Raw genomic sequence first — 18,235 nt, forward strand, 5'->3', positions numbered from 1 at the left:
TCTGAGACCATGGACGGCGTGAATGAGATTCGGCGCGGCACGCTTCAGGAGCAGACCTTCTACGAGCAGGTCGGCGGGGAGGAGACCTTCCGCCGCCTGGTCCACCGTTTCTACGAGGGAGTCGCCGAGGACCCGATCCTGCGGCCGATGTACCCCGAGGAGGACCTGGGTCCGGCCGAGGAGCGCCTGGTCCTGTTCCTGATGCAGTACTGGGGCGGTCCGACGACGTACAGCGACAACCGCGGGCACCCGCGGCTGCGGATGCGCCACGCCCCGTTCGCCGTCGACCGGGCGGCGCACGACGCCTGGCTGAAGCACATGCGGGACGCCGTCGACGAGCTGGGCCTGTCCGAGGAGCACGAGCGGACGCTGTGGAACTACCTGACGTACGCCGCCGCCTCGATGATCAACACTCCGGACTGACCTCACGGGCCCCGTCACCGGCCCCGACGCGGGCGGGCGTCAGCGCACGCTGACGCCCAGCGCCCCCAGCCCCGCCCGCCGCACCGCGACCGACCCGTACGGCGTCCGCAGGCGCAGCCAGGCGCCCGAGGAGAGCAGCCCCAGCTCCTGGTCGCCGGTGCCGGGCCGGACGAAGCCGAAGGACTGTGCGGCGTGCACGGCGCGCACCGGGAGCGCGGTCCGTCCGACCGTCCGGGACCATATCTCGCGCCCGATCCGGTCCAGTTCGGCCCGGGTCCGGCTCTCGGCCGGCAACTCCTGGGACCTGGTGCGGAATTCGGCGACCGCCGCGGCGACCAGCGCCCGCAGCTCGTCCGCCCCGGGCAGCCCGGCCTCCGTCCGCCAGCCTCCGCGCGGGGGCAGCACCCCGGCCCACGGCGGCCCGGTGACCGCGCCGGGGACCGCGGCCGTGGCCGCCGTCCCGTCCACGGCCTCCAGCAGTTCACCTGCGGACACGGTCACGTCCAGCGTGACGTCCAGCCCGTTCTCGTACGGCTTGGCCAGCCGCACCGCGCGGACCGCCAGCACCTCGAAGGACGGAGGCCGGCCGAAGACGGCGAGCGCGGTGCCCGCGGCCTGGAGGCGCACCGCGGCTCCACGGTCGTAGTGGAGCAGCCGGGACAGGAAGGCCGCGAGGTCCGCGGCCTCCCCGTCGTCGGCGAGGTGGAGCACCGTCATGCCGCGACGGCCTCCCCCTCGCCACCACTGCCGCCGGCGTCGGCGGCGTCCGCGTCGTCCATGTACTCCTCCAGGAACTCCCGCTCCTCCGCGGTGATCCGGCGCGGACGCTGCGCCTCGAAGTCGAACGGCACGATGACCGTCGAGGCGCGGACGTAGACCTGGTCGCCGTCCTTCACCTCGTAGGAGAGGGTGAAGGAGGCGGCCCGGATCTGGGTGACCCACAGCTCGATGTCCACGGGCGCGTGCCGGTGGACGAGCTGCCGCTTGTAGTCGATCTCGTGGCGCGCCACCACCGACCCCTGCCGGAAGTCCTTGTCCGGGCGGAACAGGAAGTCGATACGGGCCTCCTCCAGATAGCGGAGGAACACCACATTGTTGACGTGGCCGTACGCGTCCATGTCCGCCCAGCGCAGTGGGCAGCGGTAGATGTGCCGCAAGATCAGCCCCGGGTCAGCTTCTTGTAGGTGGCACGGTGCGGACGGGCGGCGTCCGGACCGAGCCGCTCGATCTTGTTCTTCTCGTACGACTCGAAGTTGCCCTCGAACCAGAACCACTTGGACTCGCCCTCGTAGGCGAGGATGTGGGTGGCGACCCGGTCCAGGAACCACCGGTCGTGGGAGACGACCACGGCGCAGCCGGGGAAGTCCAGCAGCGCGTTCTCCAGCGAGGACAGGGTCTCGACGTCGAGGTCGTTGGTCGGCTCGTCGAGGAGGAGCAGGTTGCCGCCCTGCTTGAGGGTGAGCGCCAGGTTCAGGCGGTTGCGCTCGCCGCCGGAGAGCACGCCGGCCGGCTTCTGCTGGTCCGGACCCTTGAACCCGAACGCGGAGACGTAGGCCCGCGAGGGCATCTCCACCTGTCCGACGTTGATGTAGTCCAGCTCGTCGCTGACGACGGCCCACAGCGTCTTCTTCGGGTCGATGTTCTCGCGGCTCTGGTCGACGTAGGAGATCTTGACGGTCTCGCCGACCTTGATGGTGCCGGAGTCGGGCTGCTCCAGACCCTGGATCATCTTGAACAGGGTGGTCTTGCCGGCGCCGTTCGGGCCGATGACGCCGACGATGCCGTTGCGGGGCAGCGTGAAGCTGAGGTCGTCGATGAGCACCTTCTCGCCGAAGGCCTTGTGGAGGTTGTTGACCTCCACGACGACGTTGCCCAGGCGCGGGCCCGGCGGGATCTGGATCTCCTCGAAGTCCAGCTTCCGCATCTTCTCGGCCTCGGCGGCCATCTCCTCGTACCGCGCGAGACGGGCCTTGGACTTGGCCTGCCGTCCCTTGGCGTTGGAGCGGACCCACTCCAGCTCTTCCTTGAGCCGCTTCTGGCGCTTGGCGTCCTTCTGGCCCTCGACCTTGAGACGGGTCGCCTTGGTCTCCAGGTACGTGGAGTAGTTGCCCTCGTAGGGGTAGGCGCGCCCGCGGTCGAGCTCCAGGATCCACTCGGCCACGTTGTCCAGGAAGTACCGGTCGTGGGTGATGGCCACGACGGTGCCCGCGTACTTGGCGAGGTGCTGCTCCAGCCAGTTCACCGACTCGGCGTCGAGGTGGTTGGTGGGCTCGTCCAGGAGCAGCAGGTCGGGCGCCTCCAGCAGCAGCTTGCACAGCGCGACGCGGCGCCGCTCGCCGCCGGAGAGGTTGGTGACGGGCCAGTCGCCGGGCGGGCAGCCCAGGGCGTCCATGGCCTGCTCCAGCTGGGCGTCGAGGTCCCACGCGTTGGCGTGGTCCAGCTCCTCCTGGAGCTTGCCCATCTCGTCGAGCAGGGCGTCCGAGTAGTCGGTCGCCATCAGCTCGGCGATCTCGTTGAACCGGTCGAGCTTGCCCTTGATCTCGGCGACGCCCTCCTGGACGTTCTCCAGGACGGTCTTGTCCTCGGTCAGCGGGGGCTCCTGCAGCAGGATGCCGACGCTGTAGCCGGGAGAGAGGAAGGCGTCGCCGTTGGACGGCTGCTCCAGCCCCGCCATGATCTTGAGCACGGTCGACTTACCGGCGCCGTTCGGGCCGACGACGCCGATCTTCGCCCCCGGCAGGAAGTTCAGGGTGACGTCGTCGAGGATCACCTTGTCGCCGTGCGCTTTGCGCGCCTTGCGCATGGTGTAAATGAACTCAGCCAAGAGAAACCGTCCGGCAGCTTGAAATCTGGCAGTGGGCAGATACACCCCATCTTGCCGTACGTCCATCCCTGGGTGGTAACCCGTCCGATCCGGCGGTCCTGACCTGGGGTTTCCCTGCGACGGAGGCCGACCGACCGCGCCGGCGAGCGCCGACCACCCCTGGCACCTCCCTCCGGGGCGGAGACCCTCCGATGCGGGCCCGTCGCCGCCGGCGCTGCTGGTGGTCGTCCCGACCCTGGGGCTCGCACGGTGGCTCTTCGCGAGCCGGGGCACGCTGGGCGGCCGCCCCGGCGACTCCGGCCTCTGCCCCGCGAGCAACGTCCCGCTCCGGTGGCCCGCGTGGCGCCCCGCCTGACCGGCCGGGACCGACCACGTCCGAGCACTCCCAGTACGGGGCCCGGGCCGCAGGGTCAGTCCTGGGGCGTCTTCTTCTTTCGTACGAGCACCAGGGCCGCGCCTCCTATGACGACCAGGGCGATGGCCGCGCCGCCTATCAGGGGGGTGGCGCTGGAGCTGCCGGTGGCGGCGAGGTTGACGTCGGCGTCGGTGCTGCCCACCGTGGCCGGGCTCGGCTCGGCGAGGAGCTGCGGGGAGTCGCCCGCCTGCTCGGCCTCGTCGGTGCGGGTCAGGCAGTCGAGGACGCCGGCGAAGCGCTGGTCGTAACCGCCGGGGCCGGTGATCGTGAAGTCGTAGGCCTGGTCCTCCTGCAACGGGACCGACACCGTCTCCGACTCCCCCGCCGCGATGCTGTGCTCGACGCCCATCAGCTCGAAGACGAACGGCGCGTCGCCCTCGTTGACGGCCGTGATGTCGACCGCCCCCTCGGCACAGTTCTCCTTGGCGGACAGCGCGGGTATCGCGCCCGTCGCCGCCCAGGTGGCGCTCGCGGTCGCCGAGACCGTGGACGCGCTGGAGCCGGCCAGGATCTGGGTCTGGCTGCGGCTCTCGGAGGCGAAGGCCCGGCCGACCGGCACGGTGGTGGAGGCCTGGAGGGTCACCTCGGTGGAGCCGTCGTCGGCGTCCTCGGGCACCGCGAGGAACAGCTCGCTGCCGTCGCGCGCGGTGGTGACGTCCTCACCGTCCTTGCCGACGATCCGCACGCCGCTGGTCTCGGCGTCGGCCGGCGGGGCCACCGTGACGCTGTCCGCGTTGGTGTGCACGGTCACCGGGCCCAGCAGCTCGCCGGGGTGGCCGGAGAGCGCCGACGGGTCCAGGGTCAGGGACGCCCCGGGTTCGGCGGCGTCGCGGGCGTTCTTCTCCAGGTGATCGGCGAGCTTCTCGGCCTGCGGGTCGGCGGCCTCGACGTCGGCGCCGTCGGAGTAGCGCCAGATCGCCACCTGGGTGCCGGCCGCCGCGTCCTGCTCGCTGAGCCCGCTGTCGATGCCGGCCCGCCGCGCGAGCGCCGCGAGGTCGTTCACCTGCGGATAGGAGTTCTGCAGGATCCAGCGGATCCGGCCGGCGTCGTCATTGGCCCCGAGCGAGGTGCCGCTCCACGGCGTCTCGTGGTACTTGGCGTCCTTCTGCGTCGGGTTCTGGATGTCGACGCAGTACGTCTGGAGCGTGCCGCCGCCTTCGACGGACATCTCGAACAGGCCGGCGGATATCTCCTGGTCGCCCTCGTCGGTGTGGAGGACCGCCGTGCCGTAGGTCTCCAGACCGCCCATCGTGGCGGTCGCTCCGCCCTGGCCCCGCACCGCCCCGGTTCCGGCCGCGACGGCGGGACCGGCCGTCGCCAGCACTCCGGCGGCGAGCCCGGACACCATCGTCACGGCGGCGAGGCGGGCCGCCCCGCGACCGCGTACGGACAGTGCGGAGAACGAAGCAAACACCTAAATTCCCCTCCGGGCGGGACCCGTTGACGTGGGGGGCGGTCCCGCCAGCAGAATCATCACGGCACAAGAGCCAACTCCCGCATCCTAAGGACGCGGGCGCATCAGCCTTCCCGGTGATCGAGTCGGCCGGTGATCCGAATCGGAATCGTTATCGCAGGACCGCCCATGAACTGGGCTTATCGACAAATCCACTCGGGGCGTTCAGTAACGCAATCGCCGATAAGCCGCAGTTCGGTCAGTCGACGGGCATGGCCGCCGTCACGGCCGACGTCACGTCACCGCTGCTGATTCCAGGGCGCGTTGATGGTCACCGGCCGCCCCGGACCCCTCCTCTCCGGCCGGCGTCTCCCACGACGGCTCCGGTTGCGACGGTGAACCCGCCGCTCCGCTCTCGGTCTTGCCGTTGCCGCGCCGGAACGCCGAGGTGCCGCGCGCCAGATCGTGGCCGATCGTCACGGCGTCGATGTCCGCGGACGTCCAGCTCTGGCCCTCGCGCACGTCCGTGCGGACCTTCAGCCTGCCCTGCACGACAACCGGGTCGCCCACCGAGAGAGAGGCCGCCGCGTTGGTGGCCAGCTGGCGGTTCGCCCACACCGTGAAGAAGTTGGTGTGCCCGTCGGCCCACACGTTCTTCTCCCGGTCCCAGTACCGCGCGGTCACCGCCAGCCGGAACCGCGCCGACGGCCCCGCCACCAGCTCCCGGTACACCGGCTGCGTCGCCACGTTGCCCACCGCGCAGATCAGCGTCTCGTTCATCTCACTCGTCCCTCCCCGCCCGGCCGTTCACGCGCCGGGCGGACACGCCGACGGGCCCGTCCCGTACGGCTGCGTCTGATGCGGCGACCTCGCCGGTCGTGATCGCCGCGGAACCAGACTGCCTCCGCCGGGCCGGGCCCGCCGGGCGCTGTGGACCGTCCCCCACCTGTGGAAAACTCCGCCACCCGATCGAGGAACCGAGGGCCCAAGCGCCAAGGGCCCAAGCACCGAAGCACCGAAGCACCGAAGCACCGAAGCACCGAAGGATCGAAGGATCGAAGGACGAAGCGCTGAAGGGCGAGGCACCGAGAGGACGGGAGGCCGACCCGCGGCCGGTCCCCCTCCCCGCTACCTCCCCCCAGCCCGCGCCCCGATCACCCGCCCGTACTGTTCCCGCACCTCCCGGTACCGCAGCAGTTCCGCCGCGACCGGGTCCAGCACCCGCGCCCGTCCGCACCCGGCCGCGGCCTCCCGGAGCCGGCGTTCCGCCTCCAGGCCGTATCTGCGGGCCGGTCCCCGCGCCGCCATCCGGCAGCTCCACTCCACGATCGGGCCTCCGACGATCCCGGACACCATCAGCAGCACCGGCACCCCGAGGTTCGGCGACATGACCCCGACGATCTGCCCGACCAGCCACAACCCCCCGACGATCTGGAGGAGGGTCATGCAGGCCTGCACCAGCACGGCCACCGGCCACCAGCCCGGCGTCGGCGGCCGGCCCGGCGGCAGCCCGGCCCGTGCCGTCAACTCGTCCAGCGCCTCCGACAGCCCCTGGGACCCGCGCACGGCGGCCTCGCGCACCGCCTGCGCCCAGGGCGCGGGCAGCCCCGCCGACGCCCGGTCGGCGACCGTCCGTACCGCCTGCTCGACCCGTTGCCGCGCCGTCGCCTGCTCATCGGCCTGCGTGCGCACCGGCAGCCGCCCAGTGGGCGGTTCGCGCCGTTCCTGGTACCACCGCCACAACCGCAGCCAGGGCGTCCCACAGGCGCGGTTGGCGTTGCGCAGCCACGCCCGCTCGGCCGCCTCTCCCGCGGCCGTCGCGCCCACGGCGTCCGCGAGCCGCGCGGAGAACTCGTCCCGCGCCTCCTCGCTCAGCCCCGGCCGGCGGCGCGTGGCGTAGACGGGCCACAGCCGTGCCGCCGCGGCGTCCAGGTCCGCCGAGATTCGGCGTGCCGCGGCGCCCCGTTCCGCCACGAACTGGCCGAGCACCTCGCGCAGTTCCGCGACTCCCTCCCCGGTGAGGGCGGACAGCGCGAGCACGGTCGCGCCCGGTTCGCCGTACTCGCCGAGGGCGATCCCGTCCTCGTCCAACAGCCGCCGCAGGTCGTCGAGGACCTGGTCGGCCGCCTCACCGGGCAGCCGGTCGACCTGGTTCAGCACGACGAACATCACCTCCGCGTGCCCGGCCATGGGACGCAGATAGCGCTCGTGCAGCACGGCGTCGGCGTACTTCTCCGGGTCCACGACCCAGATGACCGCGTCGACCAGTTCCAGGACCCGTTCGGCCTGCTCACGGTGGTGCACGGCCGCCGAGTCGAGGTCGGGCAGGTCGACCAGGACCAGCCCGCGCAGCTGCGCCTCCGCCTCCGGGCTCTGCAGCGGGCGCCGGCGCAGCCGGCCCGGGATGCCGAGCCGGTCGATGAGGGTGGCGGCCCCGTCGCTCCAGCTGCACGCGATGGGCGCGGCGGTGGTGGGGCGCCGTACGCCCGTCTCCGAGATGGTCACCCCGGCCAGCGTGTTGAACAGCTGGGACTTGCCGCTGCCGGTGGCGCCCGCGATGGCGACGACGGTGTGCTGTCCGGAGAGCTTGCGCCGGGCCGCCGCCTCGTCCAGGACCCGGCCGGCCTCGGCGAGGGTCCGGTTGTCCAGCCGCGCGCGGGACAGGCCCACCAGCTCGCGCAGCGCGTCGAGCCGCGAGCGCAGCGAGCCGTCGTAGGCGAGCGGGGTCACGGTCTGCGGGCTCGACGCCCGGTGCTCCACGACGGCGGCCTGCTCGACGGCGGTCGCCTCGTTCACCCGCCGGGCGATCAGCCCGTCGTCCCAGGCGTCCTCGGCGTCCGCGCCGAAGACATCGTCGGCCCGCCCGCGCGCGCGATGCTCCACGGCGCGTCCGGCCCCCTTCTTCGTACCGGTGTCGGCGGCCTTGCGCCTGCTCCTCCAGAACCGCCGCTCACCGGCTTCCCGTTCCGCGGAACCGGCCTCCTCGGAGCGGTCCTTCGCGGCATCCCCGGCATCCCCGTCCGCGGAGCCGCCCGCTCCGGTACGGCCCTCCGGGCGCCCTCCGTCGGTCGCGGCGTCCCCGTCCGAGGCCACGCCGTCCTCCACGGCGCCCTCGCCTCCACGGGAACCCGACTCTCCGGGATCGCCGTCCCCCGAGCCCGTCGCCCCGGAGCCGGCCTTCGAGGAACCGGCCTTCCCGGAAGCCGACCCCTCGTCGGCCGCCTCCCCGGCAGCTGAGCCCTCCGCACCCGAACCGTCCGCGGCAGAGACCTCGGCGCCCGTCCTCCCGGCCTCGCCGCCTTCGCCCCCGCCCTCGCCCCCGCCCCCGCCCCCGTCGCGGGCACGGTCGGCCTGTTCCGTGTGCTCCGTGTGCTCCGTGTGCTCGGTGTGGTCCGTGTGGTCCTGGTCCTGGTCAGTGACGGCAGTCACCGGTCACCTCTCCTTCTGCAGTACGGACAGCGCGGCGATGAGTTCGGCCTGCGGCTCGGGCTGGACCTCGAGCGCGTCGAGCGGGGCCATACGGCGTTCGCGCTCGGCGTTCATGACCCGGTCCACGTACTCCACGAGGAGCCGCCCGCCCCGGTCGCGCAGCCGCAGCGCGCCGTGGGCGCCGAGCCGCTCGGCGAGCCCCTCCCCCGCCACCCTGGCCCGGCGCCCGCCGAGCAGCGCCGTGGCGACCAGCGCGGCGATCACCTCGGGATCCGGCGCGACGCTCCGGTCCAGGGCGCGGACCTCGTCCTCGGCGTACTCCTCCAGCTCGCGCCGCCACCGCCGCACCGCCATCCCGATGCGGTGCTCGGCGCTCTCCGGGGTCGACTCGGGGTCCTCCAGCTCGGGCGCGCCCGCCGCCGGTTCACGCCGCCAGGCCTCGTCGATCCGTTCGTCGGCGGCGGTGACGGAGCACAGCACGAGGTCGCTCAGGCTCTCCACAAGGGCGTCGAGCAGTTCCCCGGCGGTGCAGTCGAGCGGGAAGGCCCGCCACCGCTTGAGCGCGTCCCCCGCGAGCACGGCCCCGCTCTGCAGCCGGCCGCGCACGCGCGCGTGCTCGCTGTCGTAGGCGTGGTCGACGGCCGAGGTGAGCCGCAGGGCGGCGGCGTACTGGGCGGCGGCGGCCCCGGCCAGCTCGGGCAGCCGGGTCCGGAGGGAGGCCAGGACGCCGTAGGCGGTGCGGGCCATGGCGTGCTGCCGGGCCGCGGGGTCCTGTGCCTGGTGGACGAGCCACGTCCGCAGCGGCGCGACGGCGGTGGCCGGCAGCAGGCCGCCGCCCCACGCCGACTCGGGCAGCTCGGGCACGGTGAAACGCGGCACGTCGCCCAGCCCGGCCTTGGTGAGCAGCGCGCCGTACTGCCGCGAGACCTCCGAGACGACCTGGTGGGGCACCCGGTCGAGGACGGTGACCAGGGTGACGTCGTACTCCTTGGCGGTGCGCAGCAGGTGCCAGGGGACGGCGTCGGCGTACCGCGCGGCCGTCGTGACCATGATCCAGATGTCGGCGGCGCAGATCAGCTCGGCGGCGAGGAAGCGGTTGTCGGCGACGAGGGAGTCGACGTCGGGCGCGTCGAGGAGGGCGAGGCCGGGCGGCAGGGTCTCCACGGTCTCGATCCGCAGGACGCGCGTCTGGTCCTCCCCGGGGAGGAGGAGATCGTCGTCCTCCCCGGTCTCCTGCGGGGGCGCCCACACGCGCGTGAGGCCGGGCAGCACCCTCATGCCGCTGAACCAGTGGTGGTCCTCCGGGTGGCACACCAGCACCGGCGTGCGCGTCGTCGGCCGCAGTACGCCCGCCTCGCTGACCCTGCGGCCCACCAGGGAGTTGACCAGCGTCGACTTGCCCGCACCGGTGGAGCCGCCGATGACGGCCAGCAGGGGCGCGTCGGGCTCTCTCAGCCGGGGCACCAGGTAGTCGTCGAGCTGGGCGAGCAGTTCGTCGCGGTTGGCACGCGCGCGTGGAGCGCCCGCCAGCGGGAGCGGAAAGCGTGCGGCGGCGACGCGGTCGCGCAGCGCGGAAAGTGCGTCGAGCAGCTGAGGCCGTACGTCCAAGGTCACCACATGCGAAGAATGCCCAATTTTATGGGATATCTGAAGCATATGAGCATGTCTGCGCGCCGACAGAACAGAAGGGGCGCATAGGGCGAGGGGGACAGAGGCACAGCGCAGGCATAACGAGTACACAACACCCGGCGCGCGAGGCGCGAAAAGCGCTGCACGTTTGCCACCTGCCTGCGATTATCGGACCGCTTCACTGAACCTCCACATTGAGCCACGGAGGCGAAGCGACAGGGTCAAGGAGCCGGGAGCCCTATCCTTGACCCCGGCGACGTCACGGTTCGGCCCGCACGCGGGCACCACGACAGAGGCCACCACACCGGCCCCCGTAGCTCAGTGGATAGAGCAGGCGCCTTCTAAGCGCTTGGCCGCAGGTTCGAGTCCTGCCGGGGGCGCCACACAGCAGGCCGGTTCCGGCCAGCACGACCATCGGGCCTCTCCACTCACCCTTCCCCTCAAAACGGGTGATACGGACATCATTCCCGTGACCGACTCCCGCTCCCCGCGTTGAGCGGAAAGTGCGGCGGCGCGTCCTGCTGTCGCGCTCACCGAGTCAGAAGGAGAACGTGATGTCTCGCATCGCGAAGGCCGCCGGTGTGGCCGTCGGCACGGGCGCCGTGGTTCTCGGCGGGGCCGGTCTGGCCATGGCGGACGCGGGCGCCAAGGGCGTCGCCGCCCACTCCCCGGGCGTGCTGTCCGGCAACGTCATCCAGGTCCCGGTCCACGTGCCGATCAACCTGTGCGGCAACACCGTCAACATCGGCGGGCTGCTGAACCCGGCCGCCGGCAACACCTGCGAGAACAGCGACGGCAAGAAGTCCGGCGCGTACGGCGGCTGACCTGCGCAGCGCCCGCACCACCGCCGCACAGCGCGACACCCAGCGGTACCCGCCGCACCCGATGAGAGCCCCGGCAGCCCCGAGCGCCGGGGCTCTCCCGTGCCACGCGGCCGGCCGGGGCGGGCCCGACTCACCGGCCGTCGCCCGGACGCGGACTCACGCGTAGCGGTAGAAGCGCGTGTGGTCCTCCAGTTGATCCGGCGTCACGTCCCACGGAGGCAGCCGCTGGTGCCGGGCGATCACCCGGCCGTGCTGGGCGTCCCCGCGGCCCGGCGGCTTCGCCGGGAGGTACCGGTGTACGCGGTGCCGGCGCTGCCAGCGTGACCAGAGCAGGTCGACGAAGGCGTGGTGCAGCCAGAAGGCGGGGTCGTTGACGGAGGCGCCGCCCACCATCACCCCGCCGACCCAGCGGTGCACCCTGTTGTGGTTGCGCCAGGACACGCTGCCCCGGCCCGCGCCCCAGCCCTCCAGCTTGTTGCGGAAACCCCGGCGCGCCGTCGAGTCCCAGGGCGGGGCGTCGTACACGGGGTCGGCGAGGGCCCACTCGACGTCGGCCCTGGTCGGCAGTTGGATCGGATCGCGGGCGCGGCCGAGGTCACGGGTGAGGAACTTGGTGTCCGTCACGTTCTCCGTGAGGGTCCAGTTGCCCTCGGCGTAGGCGAACGGTCCCGTCGTCACCCGGCGGTCCCAGGGCCGTCCGTTGCCGCCGAGCAGGTCGTCGGTCCAGGGCGCCGAGGTGGGCGTGCGGTCGCGGGTCCAGTCCCAGTAGGGGATGGTCACCGACGGATCGACGCGGCGCAGGGCCTTCTCCAGTTCCAGCAGGAACCGGCGGTGCCAGGGCAGGAACGACGGCGTCATGTGGGCGGTGCGCAGGCCGTCCTCGCCGTCGGCCGTGTAGAACGCGATGTGCGTGCGCACGAACTCGTCGTACTCGCCGCGGCGCTTGAGCACCAGCAGGGCGTTGACGAAGCGCCGCTTCTCTGCGCGTGTCAGCGTGCTGACGTCCCTACGGACGTACGCCACGGTGTCCCCCTCCGGCGTCGTGCGGCTCCCGCAGCGACTCGCCCGGGCCCAGTTCGTCGACGGCCGCGCGGGCGGCCTCCTGCGGGGTCGGGTACGAGCGGTAGTGGTCGACCGTGCTGAGCCAGCCGCCGTCCGCGCGGCGCATCAGATGCAGTGGCCGGCCGTCCACGGTGACCCGCACCTCCTGGTCCCCGAGGGACCTGACGCCGCGGATTCTGCGGCCCCGGTACACCTCCTCGAACACCACGACCTCGCGGGGTTCTTCGGGGAGTGCTTCCTCGGGGGGAGGGGACGCCGCGACGACGGGGGCCAGGGCGAGGGCGGCGGCCGAGCCGAGCAGGCCTCGCATCACGTTCCGCCGGGGTCTGGGTTCGCCCGCGTTGACGGCCATGGGGTGCTCCTCGTGCGGTTCGGGTGGTCCGTACCGCCATAACCGTCCGGCCCCGTTCCCGAACCCCGCACGCCTCCAGACGGACCATCCGACCGGCGGACCATCCGACCGGCGGCCGGCCGTCCGGTCAGCTCGTCCAGAAGTCCCACCAGCGGGTCAGGATCAGCATGCCGATCACCCCGAGGTGCACCGCCGGCAGGATCCAGGTGAACTCGTCGAGCACTGTGCGCAGTCCGGGCGGCGCGGGGAGGAAGGAGCGGCGTACGGCGAAGGAGACGACGTACCAGAACATGAGGATCGTGGCGATCCACGCCAGGACGCACCACAGGCACAGCGCGTTGATCCGGTAGAGCGACTCGAACTGCAGCCACGACACGAATCCGACGCCGAACAGACAGCCTGCCGCGAAGAGCAGCCAGTACCAGCGGGGGAGGACCGCGCCCGCCAGCAGGCTCACGCCGACGCAGACCACCATGCCGTACGCCACCAGTCCGAGCATGGGGTTGGGAAAGCCGAACGCTGCGGCCTGGTCGCTCTCCATGACGCTGCCGCAGGACACCACCGGGTTGAGGCTGCAGCCGGGGGTGAAGTCCGGGTCCTCGAGGAGTTTGAACTTGTCCAGGGTGATGACCCAGGAGGCCAGCAGCCCCGCGGCTCCGGTGAGCACCAGCAGCACCGCGAGGGCGCGGCCGGCGCCGGCGGTGGGGGCCGGCGGGCGGGCGCGGTGGGCGGCGGTGCGGGCCATCAGGAGCGCGGGCCGCGGGCCGGCGGCATCGGGAGGGGGCGGGTCGCGCCGGGTGCGGTGGTCACGGCGCGACCTTAGTGGCGGGGCCCGGGGCGGCCCGCCGGGTTCTCACCCGTGCGGACGACGGCCCCGGCCCGCTCCACCCGATCGAGCGACGCACGCGCCGGCGGTCCCGGGCGTCAGCGCACCGGCATGCCGCCGAGCAGGCGGGCCCGGTTGAGGCTCTCGGTCGTGCTGTTGGCGGTGTGCAGCACGGAGCCCTCCTTCTCGGTGTCGAGCGCGTGCGTCTCCTGCCGCAGCGGCATGACGTCCACGGGCTGGGAGGTGATCGTCTTCACCGCGCCGGTGACGCTGGTGGGCGGGGTGGGGCCGGCCGGGGCGGCGAACGCGGGCGCGGCGGCGCCGGCGACGACGAGGGATCCGGCAACGACAGCGGCGGCCTGCAGAGGCTTCATCGTGGTCCTTTCGTCGGCGGCCGGGGCCGCCGGAGGAAATTGTTGCGCCCTGCCCAACGATTTCCGGCCGGAGCGGAAACCCTGCCCGCAGAGGGTTTCTGCGGCCCGTTCGGATTTCCGAACCCTCGGAATGCATAAGAAATACAAAAAGAAAGAGGGCGCCAAAAGGAACCGGCCGCCCTCCCGTCAGGGAAGAGCGGCCGGCCGGAGCGCGGAGAACGCTACTTGTTCGTGCACTCGTTGCCGAACGCCGGGTTCAGCAGACCAACGATGTTGACGGTGTTGCCGCAGACGTTGACCGGGATGTGAACCGGAACCTGGATGACGTTGCCCGACAGCACGCCCGGGGAGTGGGCGGCGACACCCTTGGCGCCACTGTCGGCGGTGGCCACACCGGCGGTGCCGGCCACGGCGGCAGCGGCGACGGAGGTCAGAACCAGGCCCTTCGCGATACGCGACATGGAGAAATGCTCCTTGGGGTTGACACAAAAATATCCGGGCGGATGCCCGGCGTTGTGTCAACGCGCGGGAGGGCCGGGAGTTGCGCCCCCAAAGGGGTGATGTGACAGGTGGGACAGTTTCACCAATCCGACACGATTGAGGGGTTTCGAGGTATTAGTCCGGTTAGTGGCTAGAGTTGCCGCTCGTCCGACGCGCCCCTTGCAGGGGGCCGCTTCCCGGAAGGGCAACGCCGGTCATGAGCAACTCCCTGGGTCCGCTGCTGCGCCGCGCGGCAGCGGGCGCCCTCGCCCTCGCGGCGATCGCCGCACCGGCCGCCGCCCGCGCGGGCGCGCCGCCCGTGCCGGAGGCGGAACACGTCCCCTTCGCCCAGCGGTACGGGGCGGTGCAGCGCGGCGGCATCGTCCGCGCGGCGAACACCGCCGTCACCTGCCGTCCGGCGCCCCGGTCCGCGGCCGGCGCCGCTGTCTGCCCGGCCGCCCGCGCGGGCCGCCCGGCGGTCAACGGCGACTTCCAGATGACCTACGTCGACGTCGACCGCGACCCGAACACCTACAACTCCTCCCGCGCGGAGGTCCGGCTGCCCAAGGGCTCCTCGGTGTCGTACGCGCGGCTGTACTGGGGCGGCAATCTGCGCGTCGGCGAGCAGAAGCCGAGCGAGGACAACGCGCGCGTGCTGGTCGCCGAACCCGGCGGCCGGTACCAGGAGGTCCTCGCGGACACCGTCGTGGGCCACCGGGTGGCCCCGGAGGCGGACGCCTACCAGGCCTCGGCGGACGTCACCGGCCTGGTGCGGCGCAGCGGGCCGGGCCTGTACACGGTGGCGCAGCTCAACGTGGCGATGGGCAGGTCGGCGGCCGGGGCGTGGGGCGGCTGGACGCTCGTCGTGGCGTACGCGAACCCGAAGGAGCCGCTGCGCCTGCTGTCGCTGTGGGACGGGTTCGACGTCCTCGGCGCGGGCCGGGAGATCCTGCTGCCGGGCCTGCCGCCGGACGCGACCGGTCAGGTCGGCCTGGTCGCCTACGACGGTGACCGCGGCCGTACCGGGGAGTCGCTGGCGCTGTTCACCGGCCGGGCGGCCCCCGCGCTGCTCGGCGACGCCGCCAACCCCCGCGACGACGTGCTGAATTCGACCATCAGCGGGGCGTCGGGCAAACGGGTCCCGGCGTACGCGCACACCCTCGGCTACGACTCCGACGTGTTCGGCCTCGGCGACGCCGCGCGCACCGGCGCCCACCGCATCGCCCTGCGGCTGACCGGCGGGAGCGACGAGGCCTGGGCCGGGGTGCTCTTCGTCGCCGCGGGCGCCTCACGGTGACCGTTCCGCCCGCCCGTCCCGAGCCGCACTCGTGAGCGAGGAAGACCGCGCATGCACCAGTCAGCAACCGATCCCCCGCCACGGGTCCTGCACGTGGCCCAGCCCGTGGACGGCGGTGTCGCCCGGTACGTCACCGATCTGACCCGGGCTCAGCTCGCCGCCGGGCTCCGCGTCGCCGTCGCCTGCCCGGACGGGCCGCTCGCCGGTGCGCTGCGGGCGCTGGGCGCCGAGGTGCGGCCGTGGCGGGCGACGCGCGCGCCGGGGCTGTCGTTGCCCGGTGAGGTGCGCCGGCTCGCGCGGCTCGTCGACGAGGTGCGGCCCGCGCTGGTCCACGCGCACAGCGCGAAGGCGGGGCTCGCGGTGCGGCTCGCGGTGCGGGGGCGGATCCCCACGGTGTTCCAGCCGCACGCCTGGTCGTTCGAGGCGGTCGGCGGACCCACCGCGGCGCTGGCGCTGGGGTGGGAGCGGTTCGGGGCGCGCTGGGCCGACCGGACGGTGTGCGTGAGCGCCGCCGAGCGGGAGACGGGGGAGCGGGCCGGCGTCCGCGCGCGGTGGACGGTCGTCCCCAACGGCATCGACACCGCGCGTTTCCGCCCCGCCCCCTCCGCCGCCGCCCGGGCCGCGCTGCTCCCGGACGACGATCCGGAGGCGCCCCTCGTGGTCTGCGTGGGGCGGCTGTGCCGGCAGAAGGGCCAGGACGTCCTGCTGGCGGCCTGGGAGGAGGTGGTCTGGCGGAGGCCGGGGGCGCGGCTCGCGCTGGTCGGCGACGGACCGGACCGCCACCGACTGCGCGCCCCGGAGCCGGTGCTGTTCGCGGGGGACGTCGCCGATCCCGTGCCCTGGTACCAGGCGGCCGACCTCGTCGTCCTGCCGTCCCGCTGGGAGGGCATGGCGCTGGCCCCGCTGGAGGCGATGGCCTGCGGGCGGGCCGTCGTGGTGACGGACGTGGACGGCGCCCGCGAGAGCCTGCCGCCCGGGCACGCCGCGCACTGCCTGACACCGCCGGAGGACCCGGCCGCGCTGGCCCGGGCGATCGCCGCGCTGCTCGCCGACCCGCCGCTGCGCGCCTCGCTCGGCGAGCGGGGCCGGCGCCACGTCCTGGCCGCGCACGACGTACGGCGGACCGCCGAGGCGGTGGCGGACCTGTACCGCGCGCTGCTGGGCGCGGTCCCGGCCGTCCCCGCGGCGCACGCCGTGCCCATCGAGCACAGGGAGCCCAGCCACCCGTGAGTACGGAAAGCACCCCGGCGACCACCGCAGCCCCCGCGCCTGCCCCGACGCACGACGTGCGGCACACGGCCCGCGCGGCGACCCATCCCCGCCACCCGCAACCGGCCACCGGCACCCCGGCGACCACCACCACCCCCACGCACGACGTACGGCACACGGCCCGCGCGGCCACCCACCCCCACCACCCGCAACCGGCCGCCGGGCCCGCGGCACACGCCGTGCCCACCGAGCACAGGGAGCCCAGCCACCCGTGAGTACGGAAAGCACCGCCGCCGACCCCGCGCAGGGCACCGTCCCGGCGCCCGGCGCGCACGTCTCGGTCCTGCCCGCGCCCGGCCGCGCCGGCGCCGGGTTCCGGTTTCCCGTCCGCCGGCCCCCGGTCCGTCCGCCGTCTCCGTTGCCGCTGCTGGCCGCGGACCTCGCCGCCGCCCTGCCGGCCGCCGCGGTCCTCGCCGGGCAGCGCCCGTTCCAGGTGGCCCTGCTGGTGGCCGGTGCGCTGCTGCTGCGCCCGCACCGGCCGCCCCGGCGGCTCCAGGGCGTGCTGGACGAACTGCCGACGGTGTGCGGGCGGATCGCGGTGGCCTGGCTGGCCCTCGCCGCCCTGACCGCCGCGTGCGCCCCGCAGCACGCCCTGCCCGCCCGCACCCTCGCGGCCGGGTACCTGGTGCACGCCGCAGCAGGCTGCGCGGCCCGCGCCCTCGTGCACCGGCGGCGGCGCGCGGCGCTGCTGCGGCATCCGCGCGCGGCGCTGGTGGTCGGTCCGGCGGCGACCGCGCGGCGGGTGGCCGCGGCGGTGCTGCGGCACCCGGCGTGCGGGGTGCGGCCGGTCGGGATCGTCACCGAGCGGGCGGACGGCGGCGAAGGGCTGCCGGTGCTGACGACCGGGGAGGAGGTCCAGCGGGCGCTGATCCAGAACGGCGTCCGCGACGTCCTCGCCGTGCACCCCAGCGTGCGGTCCGAGCAGGAGCCCGTGCTGCGGGCGCTCGCCGAGTCGGGGTGCACGGTGTGGGAACTCGACGCCGACCCGCCCTCCCACGGGGCGCGCGAACACCTCGCCGGCTTCTCCTGCCGCCCCCTGGACTGGGGCGCGGGGCGGCGCGGCGGGGCCGGCAAGCGGGTGCTGGACGTGGTGGTGTCCGGGGCGCTGCTGCTGGCGGTCAGCCCGCTGCTGCTGGTGTGCGCGCTGGTGCTGCGGATCAACGACGGGCCGGGCGTGGTGTTCCGGCAGGAGCGGATCGGCCTGGACGGCCGCCCGTTCACGCTGCTGAAGCTGCGCACCCACCGCCCGGTGGACGAGCACGAGGCGGCGACCCGCTGGAGCGTGGCCAACGCCCACGACATGCCGTGGTTCTGCCGCTTCCTGCGCCGGACGTCGCTGGACGAACTGCTCCAGCTGTGGAACGTCTTCCGGGGCGACATGAGCCTGGTCGGCCCGCGTCCCGAACGGCCCTACTTCGTCGCCCAGTTCAGCCAGACCTACCCGGGTTACGCGGCCCGCCACCGGATGCCGGCCGGGCTGACCGGTCTCGCCCAGATCAACGGGCTGCGCGGCGACACCTCGATCGAGGACCGGGCGCGGTTCGACAACGCCTACATCGACGACTGGTCGCTGTGGCAGGACGTCTGCATCCTGCTGCGCACCGCGACCGCGCTCGTGCGCCAGACGGGAAGCTGAGC

The 18,235-nt window shown here is 73.5% G+C and carries 18 protein-coding genes and 1 tRNA gene; 7 read left to right on the forward strand and 12 right to left on the reverse strand.

Translation table 11 applies throughout. The annotated features are described in order from the left end of the window. The first annotated feature begins 9 nt into the window (after positions 1-9). Complete coding sequence (locus ACZ6KF_RS02630; protein ID WP_356631543.1) at positions 10-423, forward strand: globin; 414 nt, start codon at positions 10-12, stop codon at positions 421-423. 39 nt (positions 424-462) lie between these two features. Here ACZ6KF_RS02630 and ACZ6KF_RS02635 read toward each other — a convergent pair whose 3' ends face one another. The 7 genes from ACZ6KF_RS02635 to ACZ6KF_RS02665 form a co-directional block, all read right to left on the reverse strand. Beyond that, the gene (locus ACZ6KF_RS02635) at positions 463-1,140 is read right to left on the reverse strand and encodes a DUF8185 domain-containing protein (protein WP_469158497.1); all 678 of its coding nucleotides are present in this window, start codon (positions 1,138-1,140) and stop codon (positions 463-465) included. Next, a complete protein-coding gene (locus tag ACZ6KF_RS02640) occupies positions 1,137-1,580 on the reverse strand; it encodes an acyl-CoA thioesterase (protein WP_469236947.1) in 444 nt (147 codons plus the stop codon). Before ACZ6KF_RS02640 ends, ACZ6KF_RS02635 begins: the two co-directional genes overlap by 4 nt. A gap of 2 nt (positions 1,581-1,582) precedes the next feature. Beyond that, positions 1,583-3,247, reverse strand: a complete 1,665-nt coding sequence (gene ettA / locus ACZ6KF_RS02645; RefSeq protein WP_356631537.1) for an energy-dependent translational throttle protein EttA — start codon at positions 3,245-3,247, stop codon at positions 1,583-1,585. Positions 3,248-3,657: 410 nt separating this feature from the next. Continuing rightward, positions 3,658-5,076 (reverse strand): Cys-Gln thioester bond-forming surface protein, encoded by a 1,419-nt coding sequence (locus ACZ6KF_RS02650; protein WP_469158496.1) that lies wholly within the window; start codon positions 5,074-5,076, stop codon positions 3,658-3,660. A 273-nt stretch (positions 5,077-5,349) separates the two neighbouring features. Further along, complete coding sequence (locus tag ACZ6KF_RS02655; protein WP_469236949.1) at positions 5,350-5,835, reverse strand: single-stranded DNA-binding protein; 486 nt, start codon at positions 5,833-5,835, stop codon at positions 5,350-5,352. 348 nt (positions 5,836-6,183) lie between these two features. After that, positions 6,184-8,484, reverse strand: a complete 2,301-nt coding sequence (locus ACZ6KF_RS02660; RefSeq protein WP_469236952.1) for a YfjP family GTPase — start codon at positions 8,482-8,484, stop codon at positions 6,184-6,186. Between the two features lie 3 nt (positions 8,485-8,487). Next, positions 8,488-10,101, reverse strand: a complete 1,614-nt coding sequence (locus tag ACZ6KF_RS02665; protein ID WP_356631529.1) for a dynamin family protein — start codon at positions 10,099-10,101, stop codon at positions 8,488-8,490. 319 nt (positions 10,102-10,420) lie between these two features. On the opposite strand from ACZ6KF_RS02665, the gene ACZ6KF_RS02670 reads away from it, so the two are divergent. Both ACZ6KF_RS02670 and ACZ6KF_RS02675 read left to right on the forward strand, forming a co-directional pair. Beyond that, positions 10,421-10,496: transfer RNA gene (locus tag ACZ6KF_RS02670), tRNA-Arg, on the forward strand. 171 nt (positions 10,497-10,667) lie between these two features. Then, positions 10,668-10,937 (forward strand): chaplin, encoded by a 270-nt coding sequence (locus ACZ6KF_RS02675; RefSeq protein ID WP_356631527.1) that lies wholly within the window; start codon positions 10,668-10,670, stop codon positions 10,935-10,937. A 156-nt stretch (positions 10,938-11,093) separates the two neighbouring features. On the opposite strand, the gene ACZ6KF_RS02680 is transcribed toward ACZ6KF_RS02675, so the two are convergent. From ACZ6KF_RS02680 to chpG, 5 genes are all read right to left on the reverse strand, one after another. Then, the gene (locus ACZ6KF_RS02680; RefSeq protein WP_469236955.1) at positions 11,094-11,960 is read right to left on the reverse strand and encodes a tyrosinase family protein; all 867 of its coding nucleotides are present in this window, start codon (positions 11,958-11,960) and stop codon (positions 11,094-11,096) included. Further along, complete coding sequence (locus ACZ6KF_RS02685; RefSeq protein WP_356631523.1) at positions 11,944-12,351, reverse strand: tyrosinase family oxidase copper chaperone; 408 nt, start codon at positions 12,349-12,351, stop codon at positions 11,944-11,946. The genes ACZ6KF_RS02680 and ACZ6KF_RS02685 overlap by 17 nt, the downstream gene beginning before the upstream one ends. Before the next feature lie 127 nt (positions 12,352-12,478). Then, positions 12,479-13,096, reverse strand: a complete 618-nt coding sequence (locus ACZ6KF_RS02690) for a vitamin K epoxide reductase family protein (protein ID WP_469236959.1) — start codon at positions 13,094-13,096, stop codon at positions 12,479-12,481. A gap of 179 nt (positions 13,097-13,275) precedes the next feature. Then, on the reverse strand, positions 13,276-13,551 hold the full coding sequence (locus tag ACZ6KF_RS02695; protein ID WP_469236963.1) for a hypothetical protein: 276 nt from the start codon (positions 13,549-13,551) through the stop codon (positions 13,276-13,278). A 221-nt stretch (positions 13,552-13,772) separates the two neighbouring features. Next, positions 13,773-14,012 carry a chaplin ChpG gene (gene chpG, locus ACZ6KF_RS02700; protein WP_356631517.1) on the reverse strand — a complete coding sequence of 80 codons (240 nt, stop codon included), beginning with the start codon at positions 14,010-14,012 and terminating at the stop codon, positions 13,773-13,775. 236 nt (positions 14,013-14,248) lie between these two features. On the opposite strand from chpG, the gene ACZ6KF_RS02705 reads away from it, so the two are divergent. The 4 genes from ACZ6KF_RS02705 to ACZ6KF_RS02720 are packed head-to-tail and all read left to right on the forward strand — an operon-like array spanning position 14,249 to position 18,233. Then, entirely contained in the window at positions 14,249-15,328 is a 1,080-nt protein-coding gene (locus ACZ6KF_RS02705; protein ID WP_356631515.1) for a DUF3344 domain-containing protein, read from the forward strand. 51 nt (positions 15,329-15,379) lie between these two features. Then, positions 15,380-16,558, forward strand: a complete 1,179-nt coding sequence (locus ACZ6KF_RS02710) for a glycosyltransferase (RefSeq protein ID WP_469236965.1) — start codon at positions 15,380-15,382, stop codon at positions 16,556-16,558. Continuing rightward, positions 16,555-16,812 (forward strand): hypothetical protein, encoded by a 258-nt coding sequence (locus ACZ6KF_RS02715; protein ID WP_469236971.1) that lies wholly within the window; start codon positions 16,555-16,557, stop codon positions 16,810-16,812. The genes ACZ6KF_RS02710 and ACZ6KF_RS02715 overlap by 4 nt, the downstream gene beginning before the upstream one ends. Further along, positions 16,809-18,233, forward strand: a complete 1,425-nt coding sequence (locus ACZ6KF_RS02720) for an exopolysaccharide biosynthesis polyprenyl glycosylphosphotransferase (protein ID WP_469236974.1) — start codon at positions 16,809-16,811, stop codon at positions 18,231-18,233. The genes ACZ6KF_RS02715 and ACZ6KF_RS02720 overlap by 4 nt, the downstream gene beginning before the upstream one ends. Positions 18,234-18,235 lie beyond the last annotated feature (2 nt).

The organism is Streptomyces sp. NPDC046379 (genome assembly GCF_055587785.1).

What these genes read in the sequence shown, in the direction of transcription:
- ACZ6KF_RS02630 (WP_356631543.1), top strand. Translation starts at nt 10, where the DNA reads ATGGACGGCGTGAATGAGATTCGGCGCGGCACGCTTCAGGAGCAGACC.
- ACZ6KF_RS02635 (WP_469158497.1), bottom strand. Translation starts at nt 1,140, where the DNA reads ATGACGGTGCTCCACCTCGCCGACGACGGGGAGGCCGCGGACCTCGCG.
- ACZ6KF_RS02655 (WP_469236949.1), bottom strand. Translation starts at nt 5,835, where the DNA reads ATGAACGAGACGCTGATCTGCGCGGTGGGCAACGTGGCGACGCAGCCG.
- ACZ6KF_RS02675 (WP_356631527.1), top strand. Translation starts at nt 10,668, where the DNA reads ATGTCTCGCATCGCGAAGGCCGCCGGTGTGGCCGTCGGCACGGGCGCC.
- ACZ6KF_RS02685 (WP_356631523.1), bottom strand. Translation starts at nt 12,351, where the DNA reads ATGGCCGTCAACGCGGGCGAACCCAGACCCCGGCGGAACGTGATGCGA.
- ACZ6KF_RS02690 (WP_469236959.1), bottom strand. Translation starts at nt 13,096, where the DNA reads ATGGCCCGCACCGCCGCCCACCGCGCCCGCCCGCCGGCCCCCACCGCC.
- ACZ6KF_RS02695 (WP_469236963.1), bottom strand. Translation starts at nt 13,551, where the DNA reads ATGAAGCCTCTGCAGGCCGCCGCTGTCGTTGCCGGATCCCTCGTCGTC.
- chpG (WP_356631517.1), bottom strand. Translation starts at nt 14,012, where the DNA reads ATGTCGCGTATCGCGAAGGGCCTGGTTCTGACCTCCGTCGCCGCTGCC.
- ACZ6KF_RS02705 (WP_356631515.1), top strand. Translation starts at nt 14,249, where the DNA reads ATGAGCAACTCCCTGGGTCCGCTGCTGCGCCGCGCGGCAGCGGGCGCC.
- ACZ6KF_RS02710 (WP_469236965.1), top strand. Translation starts at nt 15,380, where the DNA reads ATGCACCAGTCAGCAACCGATCCCCCGCCACGGGTCCTGCACGTGGCC.